Source organism: Pedobacter cryoconitis (assembly GCF_014200595.1).
Lineage (GTDB): Bacteria > Bacteroidota > Bacteroidia > Sphingobacteriales > Sphingobacteriaceae > Pedobacter > Pedobacter cryoconitis_C.
In genome coordinates, this window is the sequence record NZ_JACHCG010000001.1 from 1,694,505 (window position 1) to 1,715,425 (window position 20,921).

The 20,921-nt window shown below is 39.1% G+C and carries 18 protein-coding genes; 10 read left to right on the plus strand and 8 right to left on the minus strand.

All coding sequences use genetic code 11. The annotated features are described in order from the left end of the window. Positions 1-19: 19 nt before the first annotated feature. Both HDE70_RS06920 and HDE70_RS06925 read right to left on the minus strand, forming a co-directional pair. The gene (locus HDE70_RS06920) at positions 20-1,618 is read right to left on the minus strand and encodes a DUF6377 domain-containing protein (protein WP_183888979.1); all 1,599 of its coding nucleotides are present in this window, start codon (positions 1,616-1,618) and stop codon (positions 20-22) included. A gap of 232 nt (positions 1,619-1,850) precedes the next feature. After that, complete coding sequence (locus HDE70_RS06925) at positions 1,851-2,339, minus strand: hypothetical protein (RefSeq protein WP_183868864.1); 489 nt, start codon at positions 2,337-2,339, stop codon at positions 1,851-1,853. Between the two features lie 449 nt (positions 2,340-2,788). Here HDE70_RS06925 and HDE70_RS06930 point away from each other — a divergent pair, with 449 nt between their 5' ends. From HDE70_RS06930 to HDE70_RS06955, 6 genes are all read left to right on the plus strand, one after another. After that, entirely contained in the window at positions 2,789-3,523 is a 735-nt protein-coding gene (locus HDE70_RS06930; RefSeq protein WP_183868863.1) for an ImuA family protein, read from the plus strand. A 2-nt stretch (positions 3,524-3,525) separates the two neighbouring features. Then, a complete protein-coding gene (locus tag HDE70_RS06935; protein ID WP_183888981.1) occupies positions 3,526-5,034 on the plus strand; it encodes a Y-family DNA polymerase in 1,509 nt (502 codons plus the stop codon). A gap of 12 nt (positions 5,035-5,046) precedes the next feature. Further along, positions 5,047-8,277 carry an error-prone DNA polymerase gene (locus HDE70_RS06940; protein WP_183888983.1) on the plus strand — a complete coding sequence of 1,077 codons (3,231 nt, stop codon included), beginning with the start codon at positions 5,047-5,049 and terminating at the stop codon, positions 8,275-8,277. A 57-nt stretch (positions 8,278-8,334) separates the two neighbouring features. After that, the gene (locus HDE70_RS06945; RefSeq protein WP_183888985.1) at positions 8,335-9,123 is read left to right on the plus strand and encodes a carbon-nitrogen hydrolase family protein; all 789 of its coding nucleotides are present in this window, start codon (positions 8,335-8,337) and stop codon (positions 9,121-9,123) included. A 246-nt stretch (positions 9,124-9,369) separates the two neighbouring features. After that, positions 9,370-10,449 (plus strand): GAF domain-containing protein, encoded by a 1,080-nt coding sequence (locus HDE70_RS06950; RefSeq protein WP_183868855.1) that lies wholly within the window; start codon positions 9,370-9,372, stop codon positions 10,447-10,449. A 28-nt stretch (positions 10,450-10,477) separates the two neighbouring features. After that, positions 10,478-11,575 (plus strand): GAF domain-containing protein, encoded by a 1,098-nt coding sequence (locus HDE70_RS06955; RefSeq protein WP_183888986.1) that lies wholly within the window; start codon positions 10,478-10,480, stop codon positions 11,573-11,575. 1 nt (position 11,576) lies between these two features. On the opposite strand, the gene HDE70_RS06960 is transcribed toward HDE70_RS06955, so the two are convergent. The 4 genes from HDE70_RS06960 to HDE70_RS06975 all read right to left on the minus strand — a co-directional run bounded on the left by HDE70_RS06960 (position 11,577) and on the right by HDE70_RS06975 (position 14,687). Further along, the gene (locus HDE70_RS06960; protein WP_183888988.1) at positions 11,577-12,260 is read right to left on the minus strand and encodes a hypothetical protein; all 684 of its coding nucleotides are present in this window, start codon (positions 12,258-12,260) and stop codon (positions 11,577-11,579) included. Positions 12,261-12,311: 51 nt separating this feature from the next. Further along, positions 12,312-13,121: a helix-turn-helix domain-containing protein gene (locus tag HDE70_RS06965; RefSeq protein WP_183888990.1), complete on the minus strand. Its 810-nt coding sequence runs from the start codon at positions 13,119-13,121 to the stop codon at positions 12,312-12,314. A 363-nt stretch (positions 13,122-13,484) separates the two neighbouring features. Further along, positions 13,485-14,351, minus strand: a complete 867-nt coding sequence (locus HDE70_RS06970; RefSeq protein WP_183888992.1) for an NAD(P)-dependent oxidoreductase — start codon at positions 14,349-14,351, stop codon at positions 13,485-13,487. Positions 14,352-14,540: 189 nt separating this feature from the next. After that, positions 14,541-14,687: a hypothetical protein gene (locus HDE70_RS06975; protein ID WP_183888994.1), complete on the minus strand. Its 147-nt coding sequence runs from the start codon at positions 14,685-14,687 to the stop codon at positions 14,541-14,543. 379 nt (positions 14,688-15,066) lie between these two features. Here HDE70_RS06975 and HDE70_RS06980 point away from each other — a divergent pair, with 379 nt between their 5' ends. The 3 genes from HDE70_RS06980 (at position 15,067) to HDE70_RS06990 (ending at position 16,669) form a co-directional block, all read left to right on the plus strand. Continuing rightward, positions 15,067-15,360, plus strand: coding sequence for a hypothetical protein (locus HDE70_RS06980; RefSeq protein ID WP_183888996.1), 294 nt, complete (start codon positions 15,067-15,069; stop codon positions 15,358-15,360). Positions 15,361-15,692: 332 nt separating this feature from the next. Next, positions 15,693-15,863 (plus strand): hypothetical protein, encoded by a 171-nt coding sequence (locus HDE70_RS06985; RefSeq protein ID WP_183888998.1) that lies wholly within the window; start codon positions 15,693-15,695, stop codon positions 15,861-15,863. Positions 15,864-16,246: 383 nt separating this feature from the next. After that, positions 16,247-16,669, plus strand: coding sequence for a hypothetical protein (locus HDE70_RS06990; protein WP_183889000.1), 423 nt, complete (start codon positions 16,247-16,249; stop codon positions 16,667-16,669). Between the two features lie 83 nt (positions 16,670-16,752). On the opposite strand, the gene HDE70_RS06995 is transcribed toward HDE70_RS06990, so the two are convergent. Continuing rightward, entirely contained in the window at positions 16,753-17,496 is a 744-nt protein-coding gene (locus HDE70_RS06995) for an SDR family oxidoreductase (protein ID WP_183889002.1), read from the minus strand. Between the two features lie 104 nt (positions 17,497-17,600). On the opposite strand from HDE70_RS06995, the gene HDE70_RS07000 reads away from it, so the two are divergent. After that, entirely contained in the window at positions 17,601-17,951 is a 351-nt protein-coding gene (locus HDE70_RS07000) for a winged helix-turn-helix transcriptional regulator (protein WP_183869825.1), read from the plus strand. 49 nt (positions 17,952-18,000) lie between these two features. Here HDE70_RS07000 and HDE70_RS07005 read toward each other — a convergent pair whose 3' ends face one another. After that, positions 18,001-20,226, minus strand: a complete 2,226-nt coding sequence (locus HDE70_RS07005; protein ID WP_183889004.1) for an ATP-binding protein — start codon at positions 20,224-20,226, stop codon at positions 18,001-18,003. Positions 20,227-20,921: the final 695 nt, after the last annotated feature.

Consider the following 20,921-nt stretch of genomic DNA (forward strand, 5'->3'; position numbering starts at 1 on the left):
GAGTTGTAAAATCTAACTTTTATTCTTCATTTGAGGCGAGTTCAATGCTCATAATCTGCTGTTCAAAGTCATCGGCAGTCACCAATGCTTTTGATTTTGCGCGGAAACGATAAGTATAAACTGTATTAACAGTATATTGAAGAATAGAAGCGATCATTTCATTCTTGTTAATACCTAATCTCATCAGCGCAAATATTCGTAACTGTGCATTTAATGCACCTGTGGATTTCGGTCTGATCCGATCCTCTTCCCCAAACATTGAGTTTACCGAATTAACAAAATCAGGAAATAATTTGAGGAAAATTCTATCAAACGTAGCGAAAAATTCGTGCCGCTCTGACGGAATATCTACCTGGTCCAGAAGCCGGAGCAATTCATCAACACTACCCGATTTCGCTTTGCGCTGCGCATTAATTTTAAGTTTGTCCAGTTTCGCAATGTACCTTGACAACTCGCTGAAAAAATAGCCGATATACTCTTCTTTAATCCTCCCTGCTTCCCATAACTGCTGATTTTTTCCTGCAAGTACACGATTTGTTTCCCTGATTATCTGCTCTGCTGCCCTTACTTTTTTGAGTTGTATAAAAACGATAAAGCAAAGGAGCGTTACAATTATTGCAAATCCGGCAATGCAGCTAAAGTAAATCAGAAAAAGATGTCGTTCCTCTGCTGCCAGCCTGTCCCGTACTGCTGCTACCGTTGAAAGCATATGGGTCACTTGATAACGTTGCATACGTCCGCCAAATTTGTTCGCTTGCTGCAAAGCCTGTTGCAGAAAAAAGTAAGCTTCATCAATTTGCCCCTGTTCATACAAGGCCGTACCGAGATTAAGTAATGCCAACGCTCTATAGGTAGAAGTTTGAAGATCATTTATAGCTGCTGTAGCTAACAACCTGATTTTTTCCTGCCCCCTTCGATATTTACTCAACCCGGTTACAACCATGGCTTCTTCGTGCGAGCTAAGTTTGCGTTTAAAGAGGTTAAGAAAATAGTAAGAGGGGTTGCGCCCGTGTTTTGGTTGTTGCTGTGCTTCTAAAATAGCATGTTCAAAAGTTCCAGGCTCGCATAAGGATATAGCGGAATCCAGGTAGAGGTACTTTTTGCGCAGGTCATCAGGCGCATAAATCTTGTCGTCATTGTATTTTGCGAGATCAGAGTAGGCCCATGAATATAAAATGTAATAGGATTTCTTAACTGTGCTATCCAACAGGCGTGGATTTGTTTCCCGCAGGCAATCAAACGTTTCCTTGAACATTCCCGCAGTGATTAATGTCGTCCCCAATCGCAAACGATTCTCCGCCAGCTTTTTCTTATCGTGCATAGCAATGCTTAGCTGCATCAGCTTTCTTGCATAGAGGTAAGTAGAATCAAACTGGTAATCCCGAAATATCTCGTACAATGCTACTGCCGCTTTATATTCCTGCACACGATCCAGCTTCTTCGATAATTGATATGCCTTTCGGAGTTTTGATATTTTATATTCAGCTTTCTTGTCATAGCGCTCCTTTCCTGCAATTTCTGTTTTTAATACGGTCAATAAACTATCTGCCGGAGTTACAGAAAATACTTTAAAAGGAAAAATAAGGAGGATAAGGATCAATGAAATACACTGGCTCATAAAAAATGGTTAGATCGCAAATCTAAACGATAATTTTATACTGCCCTTAAGTTCAACTCGTAATAGGTAGCGCTGATCAGTTTAAAGGATTCAGAGCTTCTTTCAATTCGCATCTTTAGGTTAGGAATTACACCTCTGTAAAGTCTTTATGTAAAGTGGCCCCCAAAGTTTTTGTCCAACTTTGGGGGCCACTTCAAAATAATAGCTCTTTTTTTATAAATTAAAAATCAGCTTAGAATGTAAATCTTAAAGCCAGGCCAAACCTTCCGGCCTCACTACCAAGAAATGGATTGTCACCAACATATATACTTGGTCTCCAGTCAAACGCCAATGCCAAAGGCGCACCTCTGAATTTATAGTCTAAACCAACAACAGGAACTAAATAAAATGCAGTGTAGTTCTCATTAGAAAAGAATCTTTTTCTATCATAAATCTGCACTTTTGGTCCTCCACCAATGTACCAATCAAGTCCGCGTGCACCTTTAATAGGGGCATTGTATTGCAGAAAAGCCTGAAGTACAGTTGTGTTTCCACCAAATAAAACTTCTGCCTGCAAAGCTGTATTCCTGTTAAAATGTGTCCTCAATGACGGGCCTACCAAAGTTGTACCATCACCAAAGTCCAATCCCAGACCTAAGCCCGTCTTGTAATTTTGTGCTTTAACACTCATTGTGGCTACTGTTAATGCCAGACATCCTAAAATTGTAAATAATTTTTTCATAATCCTGATTGTATTATATTTTTAAATTCTTTGACTGCCTAACAACTTTGGTGCCGTGATGCTTTTCATTTATTGAGTCCTGGATGAAGTTTTATAGATTGAAAACCTGGTTTATAAACCAGCTGATGAAAGTTGTAAAATATGGACTTGCATTCTATTTATAACCAAATGGTTAGCTGTGCAAGACTACGGAACATACTTTTTCTGAAGACATAAAATTGCACAGAATAATTTTAAATTATCCAGGTAACATTATTTCCGGGCGAATCAATCTTTTTAAACCAGGTCTGGATATGAATGAAAATCAAGACAAGTTTAAGACCTGATTCAAATCACCTGTCAAAATCAAATCTTTTCAAAAATAATTTGGAATGCTAAATATTTTAGCATTAATTTTGTACATCTATTTGTGTTACTAATATAATGAGTAAATGGTAAGTGAGAGTAATATGAATACGAAACAAGAATTGATTAATAAGCTGCAAAAGGATATTCTTTTGTGGCAGGGCTTTAAACCGCAGGTACCTGGTGCAGCAGAGGCCATTGGTTTAGGAGAGATTGAATTAGCCTTTCCAAATGGGGTTTTCCCTAAAAAGGCGATTCATGAATTCATTAGTGTGCTACCGGAACAATCGGCTGCCAGTGATGGCTTTATTGGTGCAGTACTATCCATTTTGATGAAAGACGGAGCGGCTTGCGTTTGGATCAGTACCGCCCGAAAGTTATTTCCAGTTTCACTGCGGTTGTTCAATGTAGATCCCGAACGGATTATTTTTATTGATGTAACCAGAGAAAAAGATGCGCTATGGGTTGCAGAAGAAGCTATAAAATGCGACGGACTTGCAGCTGTAGTTGTGGAATTGAGTGAGCTGAGCCTAATTGAATCCAGAAGGTTGCAGTTAGCTGTGGAAGAAACTGGCGTAACAGGTTTTATTTTGCGTAAAGATGCCACAAAGCAAGCCAGTAATGTTGCAACAGCACGTTGGAAAATCACGCCAGTACCTAGTGAAACTGAAGAAGAGATGCCGGGGGTTGGCTTCCCCAGGTGGAAAGTAGAGCTGACTAAAGTTAGAAACGGTAATCCAGGAAATTGGATTTTAGAATGGGCCGGTGACCGGTTTGTTGAAGTGCAGGATCAACAAAAAACGTTATGGTATGATAAAGAAGAAAGACAAATTGGTTAAAAATGCAAAAACGTTACGTCTATATATGGTTCCGCCACTTGCTGGCCGACTGGCAGCTTATACGCCGCCCGGAACTTAAAGACGTACCTTTTGTTTTTGCATCTCCAGCTCATGGCCGAAACATGATTACCGCGGTCAGCCCTTTAGCATTAACACATGGAGTTGAAGTTGGTATGCGTGCAGCAGACGCTAAAGCGATTTGTCCAGATCTGGAATTATTGGATGATAAATCCGGAAGAGCTGCCAAGCTGTTAAAAGGAATTGGAGAATGGTGCGTACGGTATTCGCCAATAGTAATGATAGACGACTTTTCAGTTGAAGGATTAATCATGGATGTTAGTGGCTGCACACATCTTTGGGGTGGAGAGCGTGAATATCTGAAGGAAATTATAGCACGGTTAAAAAGCAAAGGCTATCATGCTCGGCTTGCCATGGCAGACACTATTGGTGCTGCCTGGGCAATAGCGCGTTTCGGCGCAATTACCCCACTTATCGCTTCAGGCGAGCACAAAGACGCTTTACTTCCTTTGCCGCCAGAAGCGCTGCGTTTACCAGAAATTATTTTGGCCAGGTTAAGTAAACTTGGGTTTTATCAGATCAAAACCTTTATTGGTATGCCTCGCTCGGTATTACGAAGGCGTTTCGGAGAAGGATTTCTGCAAAGAATGGGGCAGGCTTTGGGTACGGTCGATGAAGTCATTATACCCCTCCAGGTCCCTGTACCTTTTCAGGAACGTCTGCATTCCATGGAACCAATCAAAACGCGTAACGGAATTGAAATTGCAATTACGCGGTTGTTAGAGCGTTTATGCTTGAGCATGCAAAGTCAAGGAAAAGGTTTGCGGACTGGAATATTGACTTGTTACCGGATTGACGGTAAAGTTATCCAGATTGCTATAGGCACCAGTGGTGCTACTCATAATGTAGTTCATTTGTTTAAGCTTTTTCAACTTAAAGTTGAACAGATAAGGCCTGCTTTAGGTATTGAATTATTTGTGATGGAAGCTTCCAAAGTAGATGAAGTTACACCCGGGCAGGAAGTAATTTGGACAGGGAAAGCGGGGTTAAAAAACCAGAGTGTTATCCGTTTGCTAGACCGGGTGGCTAATAAAATTGGTGCTGGAGTGATTAGCCGCTATGTTCCTGCTACGCATTATTGGCCGGAGCGGTCTGCAAAAAGATCTTTATTGATTACTGAGTTGCCCGGCAGTGAGTGGCGCATAGATAAACCCCGTCCAACAGAGTTATTGAAACAGCCTCATCCGGTAGAGGTAATGGCAATCATACCCGATCATCCGCCAAAATTTTTCATTTATAAAGGGATGAAACATCTGGTTGTTAAGGCAGATGGACCAGAACGTATTGAACGGGAATGGTGGTTAGATGAGGGGGAGCACCGTGATTATTATCAGGTGGAAGATGAACATGGTCAGCGATATTGGCTGTTTCGTTCCGGTCATTATGGTGATCACCAGGAATATAAATGGTTTTTACATGGCTTTTTTGCCTAAAGATAAAGAAAGATGGAATACAGCGAATTACAAGTCACCTCTAATTTTAGTTTCCTCAGAGGAGCATCACATCCTCATGAAATGGTAAACCAGGCGGCAGCGTTTGGGTATCGAAAAATTGCAATCACAGACCGCAACACACTGGCAGGTATTGTTCGTGCACATGTAGCAGCGAAGGATAAAGAAATCAAAATCATTCCTGCCTGCCGGCTTGATTTACTTGATGGGCCAAGTTTATTGGCTTATCCAACAGATAGGGAAGGATACGGCAGACTTTCCGCTTTATTGACCAAAGGCAATCTCCGGGCAGAAAAGGGGCAATGCCATTTGCATAAAGCAGATGTTTATGAACATGCCAAAGGTATTCTTTTTACGGTAGTTATGCCAAATCAACTGAACCGTCACTTTAATTTTGAAGATTCTTTTATTCAGCATATCAATGAATATAAAGAGGCACTTAACAAGCAGTTATATCTTTCCGCTACACGCAGCTATTTAGGTAACGATGATAAACTGATCTTTCGCGTTGAACAACTCTCAAAGCGATATAACATCCCTGCTGTAGCTACAAACAATGTGCACTACCATGAGCCTTCACGTAGAGAATTGCAAGATATTCTTACTTGTGTCAGAGAAAAATGTACTATTCATGATGCCGGGTTCCGCCTGAATCAAAATGCAGAACGCTTTATGAAGCCAGTGGCAGAAATGTATAGGTTGTTCCGCAAATATCCTGATACGGTCCGCAATACCATGTTCATAGCTGAAGCATGTACATTTTCTCTCGATGAGTTGAAATATATTTATCCTGAAGAGATTAACCAAAGTGGTCGCAGTCCAATGGAAGAATTGGAGTATCTAACCTGGAAAGGTGCTCATGAATTTTACGGCGCATTGATCCCTGAGAAAGTCGTGAATATGGTAAACCACGAAATGGAATTTGTTAAAAAGATGGACTACGCTAACTATTTTCTCTTTGTAGAGGATATTGTGAGGGAAGCACGTAGTCGGAACATACTCTGCCAGGGCCGTGGTTCGGCAGCGAATTCTGCCATCTGTTTTTGTTTAGGAATCACTTCTGTTAACCCAATGAAGTTTGATTTGCTGTTTGAGCGCTTTATTTCTCCTGCCAGAAATGAGCCGCCAGATATTGATGTTGATTTTGAACATGAACGCCGGGAAGAAATCATGCAGTATGTATATAAAAAATACGGGCGGGACCGTGCTGCGATTGTTGCCACAGTTACCCAACTTCACCAGAAAGGAGCGCTTCGTGACGTAGGCAAGGCCATGGGCTTATCTGTAGATACCATCAATAGACTATCAAATTCAGTATGGAAATTAACTGATGAATGGTTTGAGGGTAAACGGTTAACTGAGCAAGGCTTGAACCCAAACGATCCGCATCTTAAGAAAACGCTGGAATTGACTTCGCAAATGATGGGTTTTCCAAGGCAGCTTGGGCAGCATACCGGCGGCTTTGTGGTCACCAATGGAAAGTTAACAGATCTCTGTCCAATCTTAAATGCCCGAATGGATGACCGTACAAATATTGAATGGAATAAGGATGATATTGATGCGCTGGGGTTTTTGAAAGTAGATGTTCTCGCATTGGGGATGTTAACTTGTATACGTAAGGCCTTTGATGAATGTAAGCAGCATTATGGATTGAATTTAACTCTGGCGAATGTTCCACAAGATGACCCGGGAGTTTACGATATGATCTGTCTTGCAGATACGCTGGGAGTTTTTCAGATTGAAAGCCGGGCACAAATGTCTATGCTTCCACGATTAAAACCAAGAGGATTTTATGACCTGGTGATTGAGGTGGCCATTGTCAGGCCGGGGCCTATCCAGGGCGACATGGTACATCCGTATTTGCGCAGACGTAATGGGGAGGAAGACGTTGAATATCCAATGCCCGAATTGGAAGAGATTTTAGGACGCACATTAGGTGTTCCATTGTTCCAGGAGCAGGCCATGAAGATTGCTATCGTTGCTGCGGGGTTTACACCAGCAGAAGCTGATGGCCTGAGGCGAAGTATGGCCACTTTTAAATCTATAGGACTGGTTAATCAGTATGAAAAACAGCTTGTTGCTGGCATGACAAAAAAGGGATATACAGAAGATTTTGCTAAAAGGATTTTTAAACAGCTTGAAGGTTTTGGTAGCTATGGTTTCCCCGAAAGCCATGCAGCAAGTTTTGCGCTGTTGGTTTATGTTTCCTGCTGGCTGAAACATTATTATCCTGATGCTTTTGCAACTGCATTACTCAACAGCATGCCAATGGGTTTTTATCAACCCGCACAAATCGTAATTGATGCGCAAAAGCATGGCGTAGAAGTTCGCCCACCAGATATTAATCGCTCTACCTGGGACAACCTGCTGGAAGAAAAATCCGGTAAATATTATGCAATTCGGCTGGGCTTTCGTCAAATCAAAGGAGTAGGACAGGAAGAGATGGATATTTTAGTAGATCGTCGTAGCGGTGGTTACAAAACTGTCACTGCTTTGCGAGATGCCGGGATAGCAATAAATACTTTAGAAAGGCTGGCTGATGCTGACGCGTTCCGTTCTATGGGGCTTGACCGGAGAAAAGCACTCTGGGAAGTAGCCGCTTTACAAGATATGCCAGTTGAAATATTTAAAGGACAGCCCTCTGAAAGTGTTTTGGAAACGCAGGTCGAATTACCCCTGATGACACAAGGCGAGCATGTGGTTGAGGATTATGCTAGTGTTGGCCTGTCGCTAAAGGCACATCCGGTTAGCTTCGTCCGGCCGCAGCTGGAAATGTTGCGTAGTATTACTACGCATGCAGCTACTCACGATGCTCAAAATGGGCAACTTATAAAAGTTGCAGGATTAGTACTTGTCCGACAGCGTCCAGGAACCGCTAAAGGAGTTTGCTTTATTACGATAGAAGATGAGACTGGCTTCACGAATCTTGTTGTGTTTCAGAAGCTTTTTGATCAGTACAGAAAGGAAATTTTGAATTCCAAATTATTGATGGTTGAAGGAAAATTGCAACGGGAAGGTTTAGTAGTACATGTCATCGTTACTAAGTGTTTTGATTTAACGAAGTTGCTAGGCAAGCTGGTACAAAGAGAGAATGATGACTTGCCGTTATTGACTTTAGCCCGCGCAGACGAAAAGAGCGCTCCTTATCCATCGCAAAATAAGAAGATGCAAACTCGCGAAGACGGTTCAAAAGAGGTGTTTTATGGAGGAAGAAATTTTAAATAGAATTAAAATCAAGTTTAAAACATAAAAAAGGAGCTTTTTTTATAATACCTTTATTTTATGAAAATAGCTTTAGCTTCCCCTCCATTTCCGGAAAATATCAATGATGGTTTACAGACACTTGAGAAGATGGTGATAGAGGCTGCTGATCTGAAAGCTGAAATTATCTGTTTCCCAGAATCTTATCTTCCAGGATATCCAGGGATGGGTTATTCAAAAGCAGACCAGACTAGCGAAAACCTGGAGACAGCATTAAACGAAGTGTGCAGAATTGCGGCTGAGAACTCAATTGCAATTATTGTTCCTATGGATTGGTATATCGATAAACAACTTGTCAACCTGGCTTATGTTGTTTCCGAAAAGGGTGAAATATTAGGTTATCAAACTAAAAATCAACTAGATCCTTCTGAGGACACTATCTGGGTGCCAGGTACAGAGAGATCTATATTTGAGATTAAAGATGTCAAATTTGGTATAACTATATGCCATGAAGGATTTCGTTATCCTGAATCAGTAAGATGGGCGGCACAAAACGGTGCCCGGATCGTTTTTCATCCTCACTTTTCTGGAAGTAATACGAATGGAGTGAAGCTAACGGAATGGGGCAATAAAAGCAACCCTTACTATGAAAAAGCAATGGTGATGAGAGCTTTAGAAAACACGATTTATTTTGCCAGCGTTAATTATTCATCCCTTTATCCTGAATCAGCCAGTTCATTAATTGACCCTGCTGGAAATTGTGTACTCCATGAAGTTTATGAAAGATCTGGTATTATTGTTGGAGAAATTGACCCTGATCAGGCAACTGGCCTATTAGCCAAAAGATTTAAAAACTCCCTATACAGTTAATACCTGGGTTGAGTTTTTTAAGATCCTATTTTATTCCTATTGGTTGTAATTCCTAGTGTTCCTCTTCTTCTTTGTTTGCAGCAATATTGAACTTATTCGGTATGGTGTTTGCTAAGAACCGCTTGTAAGGCGTTTACGTAGGTGTAATGAAATTTAGTTCAAGTGTGGGCTTTTATTATAAATAGGAATTAAAATATGTCAGATAGACCATTAAAAATGGTAAATACAGTAAATCGTTTTTTGCTCATGAAGATTGATAGAGAGGACGAATTACAGCAAATCGTCGAACTTGCAGCCAATATATGTAATGTACCGATAGCGATGATTACACTTATGGATGATCAGACTCAATATATCAAATTCAAAGTCGGTACTGATCCTATTGGAATTTCTTTTCATGAAAACTTTTGCAGGCATACTGTTGTACAAAAAGAACTGTTAATTATTCCCGATACACAGTTGGATGAGCGGGTGAAGAATAATTCATATGTAGTTCACCAACCGCACATCCGCTTTTATGCAGGATCGCCACTAACTACTCACGACGGCTTTAATATAGGTACATTGTGTGTTTACGATAGACAGCCTAAAACACTGACAATCATTGAGCAAAAGATGTTAAGCCGGCTTGCACGGCAAGTCACCCGCTTGTTGGAATTTGATGCCAGTCTCCAGTTATTGAAAGAACAATATGAATCTTCACGTGTAGAAGAAATTAAGCTCCGTTCTTTCTTTGAAAGTTCTGGTTGCTGCCATTTGCTGCTGGATACTCATCTGCGTGTGCTTTCCTTTAACAACACCATGGTCAATTTACTCAGGAACAACTATCAGCTAACAATTGCAGAAGGGATGGAGGTGAATGATTATATTGAACCTGGATTTGTTGAGGAGTTCATCAGGAATTGTAAACGCGCATTATTGGGAGAAAATGTCAATATTGAAACCATCATCAACTCGCCAAAAGGAAGTAACCCATGGCATCTTATTTTCGAGCCTGCTTTTGATTCTATGGGAGCCATTATAGGTGTTACTTATAGTGCAACAGACATTACACAAATGGTAAGGGATGAAAAAACGGTTATAGAACAAGGAGAATCTCTTCGTCAGATTGATCGTATTCTCTCCGCTAACTTACATCATCCTCTAGAAGTTATCAAAGGTACAATGGCTACTATGAAACAGCAAGGTTATCCAGATGATGTGATAGAGTTTAACCTGCTGGAAAAGGCTTGTGATGAACTTTTGGACAAAGGGAGCCTAATCATTTTATCAGAGGAACGAAATGGTGGGAATGTACCTTCATCATTAAACGCTTCCATCTATTAAGTTATCATTAGTTAAACTATATTTTTCGATGCCATATAATGAGTTAAAAAGACTGGAGGCGGTAAATCGATTTCTAAAAGTTCAGGTTGATAAACAGGAAGAATTTAAAGAAATCACCCAGTTGGCTGCAGATATTTGCGGCGTACCAAACGCGCTGATCACGCTAATAGGTCAGGATACAGAATATATCCTATTTAATGACAGGTTTATACCCAGCTCTGGCAGGGATGAATCCTTTTGTCATTTTGTAGTAGAAAGCGCAGCCATAATGGTTGTTCCAGATGCGCAATTAGATCCTGATCTTAAGAGTTACGCTGCGGTAAGAAGGGAGGCTGGTATCCGCTTTTATGCAGGCGCGCCGCTCACTACTAATGACGGACAAACACTGGGAAGTTTATGTGTTTTTGATCAAAAACCAGGGCAACTTACAGAAATCCAAAAAAAGATGTTGCAAAACCTAGCCAAACAGGTCATCCAGTTGCTAGATTTTGAAAGCAATCTCCATTTTCTAAAAGAACAATATTTGAATGCCAAAAAACTTGAATTGAAAATGAATTCATTTTTTGAAAGCACCACGAGCAACCACTTGTTGCTGGATAAAGATTTGAACATAATTTGCTGTAATAAAGCAGTTAAAGAATTGATCAAGAAGGCTTATGGAGTTGAAATGCATCCGGGCATGAATATCAAGCAGTTCATTGATGCTGATTATGTGGCAGACTTTATTAATAATTGTAGTATTACGTTATCAGGAGAAAGTATCAGACTGGAACTTTTACACAATTATGGAGTGTCCTCCAGTTGGTTTATAGAAAGTTATGATCCGGCTAGAAATAACGATGGTGAAATTATCGGTATATCTTATAATTCCATCGATATTTCCAAAAGAATAGCCTCTCAGCAGACCGCTTTAGCTCAGCAACGTAAACTCAACCATATTGCATTTATACAGTCTCACGAATTTCGCAGACCGGTAGCCACAATCAAAGGCATGCTTAATCTGATGGAAATGGATGGATACGATGAGAATTATCCATTGTTAAAAGTGATCAGAAATAGCGTAAACGAGATAGACGATAACATAGTTGAGATTGTAAATTTTACAGTTAAAAACGCTGAATACTAAACTATGCTATTGTCGGATTCTGATGAGTCATTTTATCCTTCCTCGTTTTAGCAATAGCATGGGCAATAAAGCCGATCGCAATTAAACTTCCCAGTACTGAAGGGAGAAACTGGCTATAGGGTTGATATTGTGGAAACACTGTTCCTGTAAAAGCGGAGAGAAGCCCACTAAATGCACTAACCATTTTTAGGATATGCTCATATAGCCAGAGTTTACCATAAACTTTTTTTGAGACCAGGTATCTGCCGAAGTCATAACCAACTGCCATCAGGAGATAGCTGACCGTGCTGTAAATAATGACAGGTGACCAGATCATACCGATTGCATTGAAGTACCAGATAAAGAAAGTAACCGAGGCCAGGGCCAGTAGTGCGATAAAGATATCCAGGGCCTTAGGTATGTTTGATCTGCAACGGGCTGCACGGAAGCCTGAGAGACCCATATAGCCGCTTAATACAGTAATGACCAAAAGGAAGCTGTTAAGTTTGAATACAAATACGCCGAGCAGGCCAGTAAAAATAACAATGCCCAGAAGTAGGAGGAATATCTTTCCGGAGATTCTGTGAACGCTACCTTGTTTCTTTTTGAATAGGATAAATATCCCGGTCAACAGGGCTAGCGAGCCTGCTGCGACATGAATGATGATGTTGCTTTGATGAAGGAGTTCCATTTGTTTTTTCTTCAAAGAAACCGTTCTGCCGGGCCAGTTCCGCCCCAGCTTATAAGCTGGGACTTATCAATTCTTGTTGTTCTGTTTCTGGTATTCAAGTGGTCCGATCCCGGTTTGTGTTTTGAAGATCCTGTTGAATGCTGATTTAGAACGGAAACCGCATTCGTAGGCTATTCCAAGGATGGAGAGATGAGAGAGATCAGGATCTAAAAGCTTTGTTTTTACTTCCTCCACCCGGTAGGTATTGACAAAAACAAAAAAGTTGTTTGCTGATTTTTGGTTGATAGCCTGTGAAAGCTGGTTTGGGTTTACGCCAATCTGTTGCGCCAGTATGGAAAGACTAAGGTCGTCCCTGAGATAAGGTTTTTCCTTTTCCATATGCCCAAGTAACCTTTGGTATAACTGTGCAGCAGAAATTTCATCAAGGCCGGTTTTTTTATAGGGGATGGGCTCTGCTGGTTTTTCGTCGGGCATTTCTTTTTTTGTTATGCTTTCCTGGGACATACCCATATAGCCAATGATAAATACATAAATAGAGAGAGCAGTACCAACATAGGTAAACAGGTTTTCAGTGTTGACAATCTGCTGTTGCCTGCCAAACCGGATTAACAGAAATAATAGAATAAATAGTACAAGTATCGAAATGACCAGCCATTTAAGCCAGTTTAAACTGATCCTTTCGGTGTAGGAATAATGATCTGGAAGATTTTTCCGGTAAGCCCGGAGGACTGCTAAGCCCATGAATGCATATATTCCCGGTATAACTGCCATTGGCAGGGTGAAAATATAAACGACGGTTACGGGGACATCGGATGAAAAGTGGGGATAGCCGTATCTGATCGATATTCCATTGGGATAAATAAAATTTGCTGCCATAGTGAGGGTAAGACAGACCGCCCAGGGAGCTATATAAACTATTTTTTTTTTGAAATCCGGCACTTTGCCAAAAGAAATGCTGCTGATGTATTGAAAGAGGGCCGGAGCGGTCAATAATGGGATTGAAAACGCTATGATCCCTGAAAAGCCAGTGGTAACAGTGCTTGCTGAAAGGTTGTCGAAATAAAAGAATAGCTGGACGCTTACCAGGATCAACCAGCTGATAAGCCATTTGTTAGCTAATTGATTAGTTGTTTTTTTGCGCAATAACAGGGCTAGAAAGAGACCCTGAACAGCGCCGGTAAATATGATATATCTTAGGATCATCAGGTCAGCATGAAAGTGAGCAGTATAAAATGACTATTACTTCCTTAATTTTTTAAAATTCTGAAAAGTTTCAATGACTTGTTCAGGTTTCTCATTTTCAAAGATCTGTGATTTGTAAACCCTGTCAAATGTTTCGGCAATTCCAGAGGCAACGATATGAGGAAGGTTTTCATTTTTAAGCATTTCAGTCAGACCTTCCATCTCATCGATCCTCCTGAAAAGATGCTGCGGGTAAGTTGGTGTGGTTTTTATAAGATCCTTATAAGTTCCAGGAAGGAATTCCTGAAGGCTGTCATTCAATTCGTCAAGAATACCAAAGTGTGCAGCCGCTGTCATGGTTTCAAAAAACAAGGCATTCATTCCTTTATTAATCATGGAGAACAGCAATTTATAGGCTGATGAAGCTTCAGTTTTTTCGCCTGCATCTTTGATGATGAAAATGTTTCTGAACAGATTTATAAAATCATTTCTGTGACTGCCGCTTACAATGAAAACGGCCTTATCCGGTATATCTTTTGAAGCCCCCATTACTGCTCCATTCACAAATGGAATATCCATTGGCAGCAATAATTTTTCAATGTACAAAGCCAAAGAAGCCGTGTTAGAGTTCAAGTCTGCATACAGTGGACGATTGGAGGAATTCTGTAGACATAACACGATATTTTCTGCAAGTTCCACGCTGCCTTTCGGACTTGTAAGGGAAAATATAATATCTGCATGTTCGATGGTATTCTGCAAGGAGCCAGTATCTTCAATTCCTGCATCCTGAATATTTATAAGTGTCTTTTCAGACCTTCCATCTCCAGCGGTAATTACTCTGAAATTATTTTTTATTAAAGCTTTTGCAATCTGAGTTCCCATATCTCCTGGGGAAAGAAGTGCAATTACTGGCTGAGACTGCATATATGATGATTTATTTACCTGAATATCTTACTGGCTTAAATTTAGTCCTTTTTTAATTTTTTAAACTATTTGATTGCCAGAAAAAGCAATTTAGCGATTGTAACTGACCAATCGCAACCGCTCTAAAAAAGTCTTTGTACCATCATTTACAAAAGTCCGGTTTTGCGGGGAGAGGTTACCTCATTATTTTTAACTCAATTCAAGTTTAAAGTTAATGAGCTTAGCTTCAGTATGCAGGCAGTTTTGAACAAAAGGATTGTCAATTTGTTCAAAAAAATCACCTTCATCAATATATTGCTCCCAGGCATGGTTAAAGTGTTGACTGTAAGATTTCATAACCTTTTTAAATATAAATAGTATATGTATTCATAGATGTCTGAATAGATGTACATCGTTAACAAAGTTAACCCCCGAATATAAGAATTTAAGTCGAATTGATCTTTTGGGGAAGCTTTAATGTCATATTTGAATTAATTATAATTATTAAGTTAATATTATAGTTATATGATTTATATATTAAATTCACTTATAGTCAATATGTTGACTATGATAGCTTGGAAAATATAGGTGTTTTAAGGTAGTAGTGGCATAGTGCTGTATGCCACAACCCCTATAGTACTGCTTCCGAACCTAATGATAATAAGGGGGTTGTATTAATGTTAATCACGTATCTTTAATAGAAAGTTTAGTTAGGTTATGTAAAAAAAATATATTTATGGTAGTATTTAGAAATGGCTCTGGCAGCGGTTTTTCACGGAGAAACGACAATGTTATTACCTATATGTTAAATGGACAATGGGTAAGCAGAATAATAGGATTACGTACATACAAGCCCATAAAGCCTGTTTTAGCAGTCTGGCAGGTTACAAAATTAGCGACTGATTTTCTTAAACCAGTCAGGGATTTTATAAAGACTGGGTTCGAACTAGAAACCAAAGTAACATTTTTAAATTATCATAATGTTGCGGCAGAGTATAATCGGTTAAATGCAATAACCGGAGCTAAATAACAGATCTATATCGGCCGGGTACTGCCTGAGTATTGCCTGAGTACTCGTTAGGGTAAGAGCGATGCTAAAGTAACGTGAGTCCATGGCAAGTCCAAGTCAAAACAACTAGTTGAAACAACATGGACTTGGCATGCTTACAGCCTGTTCTCAACCTGGTGTAACCCCGACCACCACTCAGGCACAACCAGACCATAACTAGTTGAAGATTAATGAAATTATAATTTTACCTTTGACTAACGCACGGACAACTGCGGACAATTGCAGACAGCTGCGGACAATTGCGGACATTGTCTACTCCTGATGATGCGCTTTAACGTTAATGATTTACATTTATGGAAAAGCAACTATTTATGGTAATTTTCAATGGTAAATTTTCAAAGGGAATCCTGGGCGATTTCATTTTTAAAGCAGCAGTTTGGCGTACAGGTTGTTTCAAAAGTTCTGTACTGGACATAATGAAACAATCAATGGAAACCGAAAAAGGCATCAGAGAACTTTCGTAAAAGTAGCAAGGCAGGAAAAATCAGGATCTTTCCTGCCTCTAAGAATTCCGCTGAAGCGTTGGCCGATCTCTTATCAAAGTAATCAGGGCGTTTAATAATGATAAATTGAACTATAAAATCAGGAAGTAATTAAGCAATCTTATGGAGCCATTATTGAATTGAGGTATAGGCTGCAATTGGTCAGGACAGGGGTAAGGGAAATAGGATTGAGGGAGAAAACCGGAAATAATGATGGGGAAAGGGTGGAAGAGTATCTGAAGGTAGTTTAATTCATAATTTTGCGTTATTGAAATAAATATTGATTAATAAATTAAATATTATCACTAACAGATACCGAAGGATAATGGGTAAGTTTGTATGCACTAAAAATTCAACTCAATATTATGGAACAGGCAATTAACAAACTTCAGGATTCGGTTGCAATATTGGCAGATAAAATGACATTATCAGTAGATACGGTTGCAGTATTAGCAGATACGGTTGCAGTATTAACAGATAAAATGGCATTATCAGTAGATACGGTTGCAGTGTTAGCAGAAAACATGGCAATTGGATTTCGAAAGAGTGATGATAATTTTTTGCTACTCAATCGAGATATGAAACTACTTAGTCAAAAAGTAGATGACAACTTTAACTCGCTTAATAAAAGGATAGATTTATTACAAGGGAATTCTGTTTCTACCATGGAATCATTGGAAAAAGGAATTAATGATGTAAAGTCAGAGCTTCAGAAAATATCTGTAGTCACGCGCTATGAAAACGAGTACTTCTATCTTGTTAATCCTAAAAACGGATTACCAAACTAAATTTTCTAAGAAAAAAGTTTAAAAGGCAGACAAAAACATCTTTGTCCGCCTTTTATTTAGGTTTTGAATACTGTTATTATAGCCTATTTTAATGCATAGGTATGGTAACCGCCATCCACAGTGATCTCTGTTCCTGTGATAAAACTTGCGGCATCAGAAGCCAGGAATAACACTGTTTTTGCAATCTCATCAGGATCACCAATCCGTTGCAGAGCTGTAGCGCTGGCTAAAGATTCTTTTGCTTCTGGGGGTAAGGCATTATCTAAACCAGGGGTTAGAATAGGTCCCGGGCTAACGATGTTTACACGGATTTTTCTTCCCGCCAGTTCATTTGCTGCAATCTGGGCAATTTTATTCAATGCTCCTTTGGTTGCAGAATATACGCTGGCTCCTAAATTTGCAGCTGAGGCAACCGATGAAGAAGTGAAAACTACCGCTGCTCCATCTGCCAGATGGGGAAGTAATTTTTGCAATGTGAAGAAATGCCCTTTAACATTGGTATTGAACTGTGCATCAAAATTTGCCTCAGTTACTTGTTCTATTGGCTCAAATGTCGCGATTCCCGCATTCAGGAAAAGGACATCTAATTTGTTCCCGCTTTCTGCAATTGCTTTTTCCAGGATCGAAATTTCTTCGGGTTTTGAAGTGTCCGATACTACAGTAAACAATTTCGGGTTGTTTATTTCTTCGGTTGCTTTTTGCAGATTGGCAGCATTTCTACCAGTAATCCAAACATTAGCGCCTGAGTTGATAAATGCTTTTGCTGTGGCCAGCCCTATTCCGGTAGTTCCACCTGTGATAACAACATTTTTATTTTTAAAGTCCATGATTAAATTTTTAAATATTTATAGTACAAAGTTAGAATAGGTGTGTTTATTTAGGTTACTTTGTAACGAAAAGTAACAGTAACATTAGGGTAACCAAGTAACTTATGACAGAAAATGAATGCCAATTAGGGCACAAAAAAGAGATCATGGCCGTCCACGATGCGATGGACGTATTGAGTGGAAAATGGAAAATCTCCATCATTTCCTCCATTTGCTATTATAACAAAAGAAGATTTTCTGACATTTTGAACGATGTACAGGGGATATCAAACAAAATGTTGAGTAAAGAATTAAAGGAACTGGAGATTAATAAACTGGTGAAGCGAACCGTATTAGATACCCAGCCTATATCTGTTCAATATCAATTATCAGAATATGGTATGACGTTAAAGACCATTATTAACAACCTGTCAGCATGGGGAATAGAACACCGTAAGGTAATTACTGGTAAGTAGAATTGAGTATAATTACAGCTGAGCTGGAAGTATGTATTGCAACGAAGTATTAGATTTGATCATGGTCAAATACTAAGCGAAAGGTTGAGCCAACTCCTAATTCACTTTCAGCAATGATTGTACCTTTGTGTTTTTCCATGATCCGTTTCACAATTGCCAAACCAACACCTGATCCCTCTATATCTTTAACATTGTCCATTCTGTTAAATAGCTCAAATATGCTCAGTAAATCATTTTGAGCTATTCCAATACCGTTGTCCTTGATGCTATAATGAACTTTATTTCCAACCAGCTCTCCAGAAATATGCACTTCCGGGGCACTGGAATGTTGTGAGTATTTCACAGCATTGCTAATAAGGTTAGAAAACACCTGTAATACCATAATAGGATCACCTTTTACATCTGGAATCTCACCCATCACAACTTTTAATTTTTTGTTACCGTAGATTAAATCAAGATCGTTAACAATATCAGTGATTAAGTTTTCTGTTTTAATAGGGTGAAAGCGCATCGCTGTACGTCCAATACGTGAATAATCAAGTACAGCATTTATCATTAAATTCATCTGGTCTGCCCGATCAGCTATTCTTTGTAGCATTTGCTGACCACGCTCCAAAATATTTTGATCCCTGATAAGCAGTTGGGCATAACTTTTAATTGATGCAATAGGGTTCTTCAAATCATGTGAAATAGTGTAACTAAAGCTTTCTAACTCCTGGTAGGCCAATTTAAGTCTTTCATTCAGAATACGTGCAGTTCCAGCTTTGTGGTTTAGCCCATAGTTCACTTCCTCTTTCAATTTGATAACAGACTTGATGTCTTCTATAGACCAGGATTCGGCAATACCAGTTATAGTTTCATTCCAGATTGCAAATGAGTTACGGGGAGAAATGTTAAGCAATTCATTGGCATTGGGAGGTACTGATTTATTTGGGTTACCCGCCCATTTCAAGTTCTGAACTTGTTCGGCTCTGAACCAGATTAAATAGTCTCCTAATTCTTTAGAGAGTGTTGAAATTAATATCCCGCTTGCGCTATCTTTATATTCGGATGCTTTGGGGTAAACTTTAGAGAGGTTATCGGTCTGATATAAGGTGTCTTTAACCTGGTCATTTACCCACAACATTAAATCCAGTAATTGTTTATCATCGGGGGTATTTCCTAATTTATAGATCTTTTTATTGTGTACGAGCACAGCACCACTACACTTAAGTATATCCAATATCGTTGTCTCTTCTGAAGCCAGTGCCTTTTCTATACTTTCGGTTTCCATCAGCTGTTTAATAATCTTTTCCAGGCTGTGATTGAATTCATTTTCTTTTCTCAACGTTTCTTCATTCTGTCTGAATTCGAGTGCGGACGAGGTGATCTGACCGATCAGTTTGGCATATTCTCTGGATTTAAAATCAATGAAACGGGGAGTATAATTATGACAAGCAATTAAGCCCCATAACTCATCTTTAAGTTTCAGGGAAATACTGAAGCTGGATGCTACCCCCATGTTTTTCAAGTACTGAATATGGATAGGGGACACTGCTCTTAATTGACTGTATGTCAGATCCAGATCTTCTGAATTATTTTTTGCCTTATTAATTCTGGCTGGCTCTGATTCGACATCAGCTATCAATCTGGTTAAGTTTAATTTATATAATTCGCGAGCTTGCCGGGGTATATCAGAAGCTGGATAGTGTAAACCGAGCCAGGGAGATAAAACCTGGTTCTTGGCTTCTGCTACAACTTCACCATGACCATCTTGTGCAAAACGATAGATCATTACCCTGTCAAAATCTATAACCTGTTTTACTTGCACAGCCGTATTTTCTAATAATTCTTCCATCTTACTGTAGGTAAGAATTTCAGCAATGGTATTCCCCATTAAACCTTGTACATCCAATTGGAAACTGGATGCCGATAATTCGAATTCCAGAATATATTTTTCGCCACTTAAAGAAATGATCAAATAATACTGGATTCCTGAAATCGTTATTGGAACTGGATTAATCCTTTGAAACCCTTTATTGGATTTCCCGATAGAAATCAGGTTTCTGATGAAATCTGGTTGATGATCGTGGTTTAATAGATCCTCTATATAACTAATTGATTTGCCTATTAATAAATCAGCTGCCTGAGAAATAAACTTATTGATATTATCACTGTGAAATTGAATGATCATGGTGTCATCAATGACAATCATAAAACCGTGAGATTGTATTTGTCCTGGTATATGAATAGGCTCAATATCACAATTAGTTAAATCAACTTGAAAACCAGACATATATTTTAATTATAAGGTGTAAATATGGACTATTTATAGCGGCTTTGTATTATTTATAAATTATGATTTGAAGTGGGGAAATGTGTTAGAGATAGTCTGTTTTTAAAAGCTTAAATCGTCTGACCATATATTTCCCGGGCAGCCTCTGTTAAAAGCCGGTTACTATGCAATATGTCATGGTGAAGGATTCAACAATTATGTTAGATACACATATGATCCAACACTTCTTAGTATAGATATTTTGATCTTGTAGCAGATGAAATCTAATATGTTGGTAAGGCTGTTCAGGCAATAGAGAAGAGAACTTTACAACATTCTGTTGAAAAGGGACTAAATCAATTATAGATGGTAAGTTAGAGTATGAGATGATAGTAAGGTATAAAAGTGGAATGTTTTTGATAAATAATAGGAATGAGATTCACATTTCCTGAGAATCTAAAGTGAGTATAATAGGTTGCTCGATTCTACCCGAATATCCGACACTGTGAGAAATCATTTCTAAGCGAGGGTTGCTGATAACATTGCTGATATTAGGAAAATAAGACCGCCAAAAGGGAATGATTTTCAAACAACTAAGGGCCTTTACGCAATGCTGAATTGGATAAATTTCACAAATCATAGAACCAGGTTAACTATTGAGATGATTCTTGATGATTACTATAATCACTTCCCATTTTCTCAAAGCAAAGTGATTA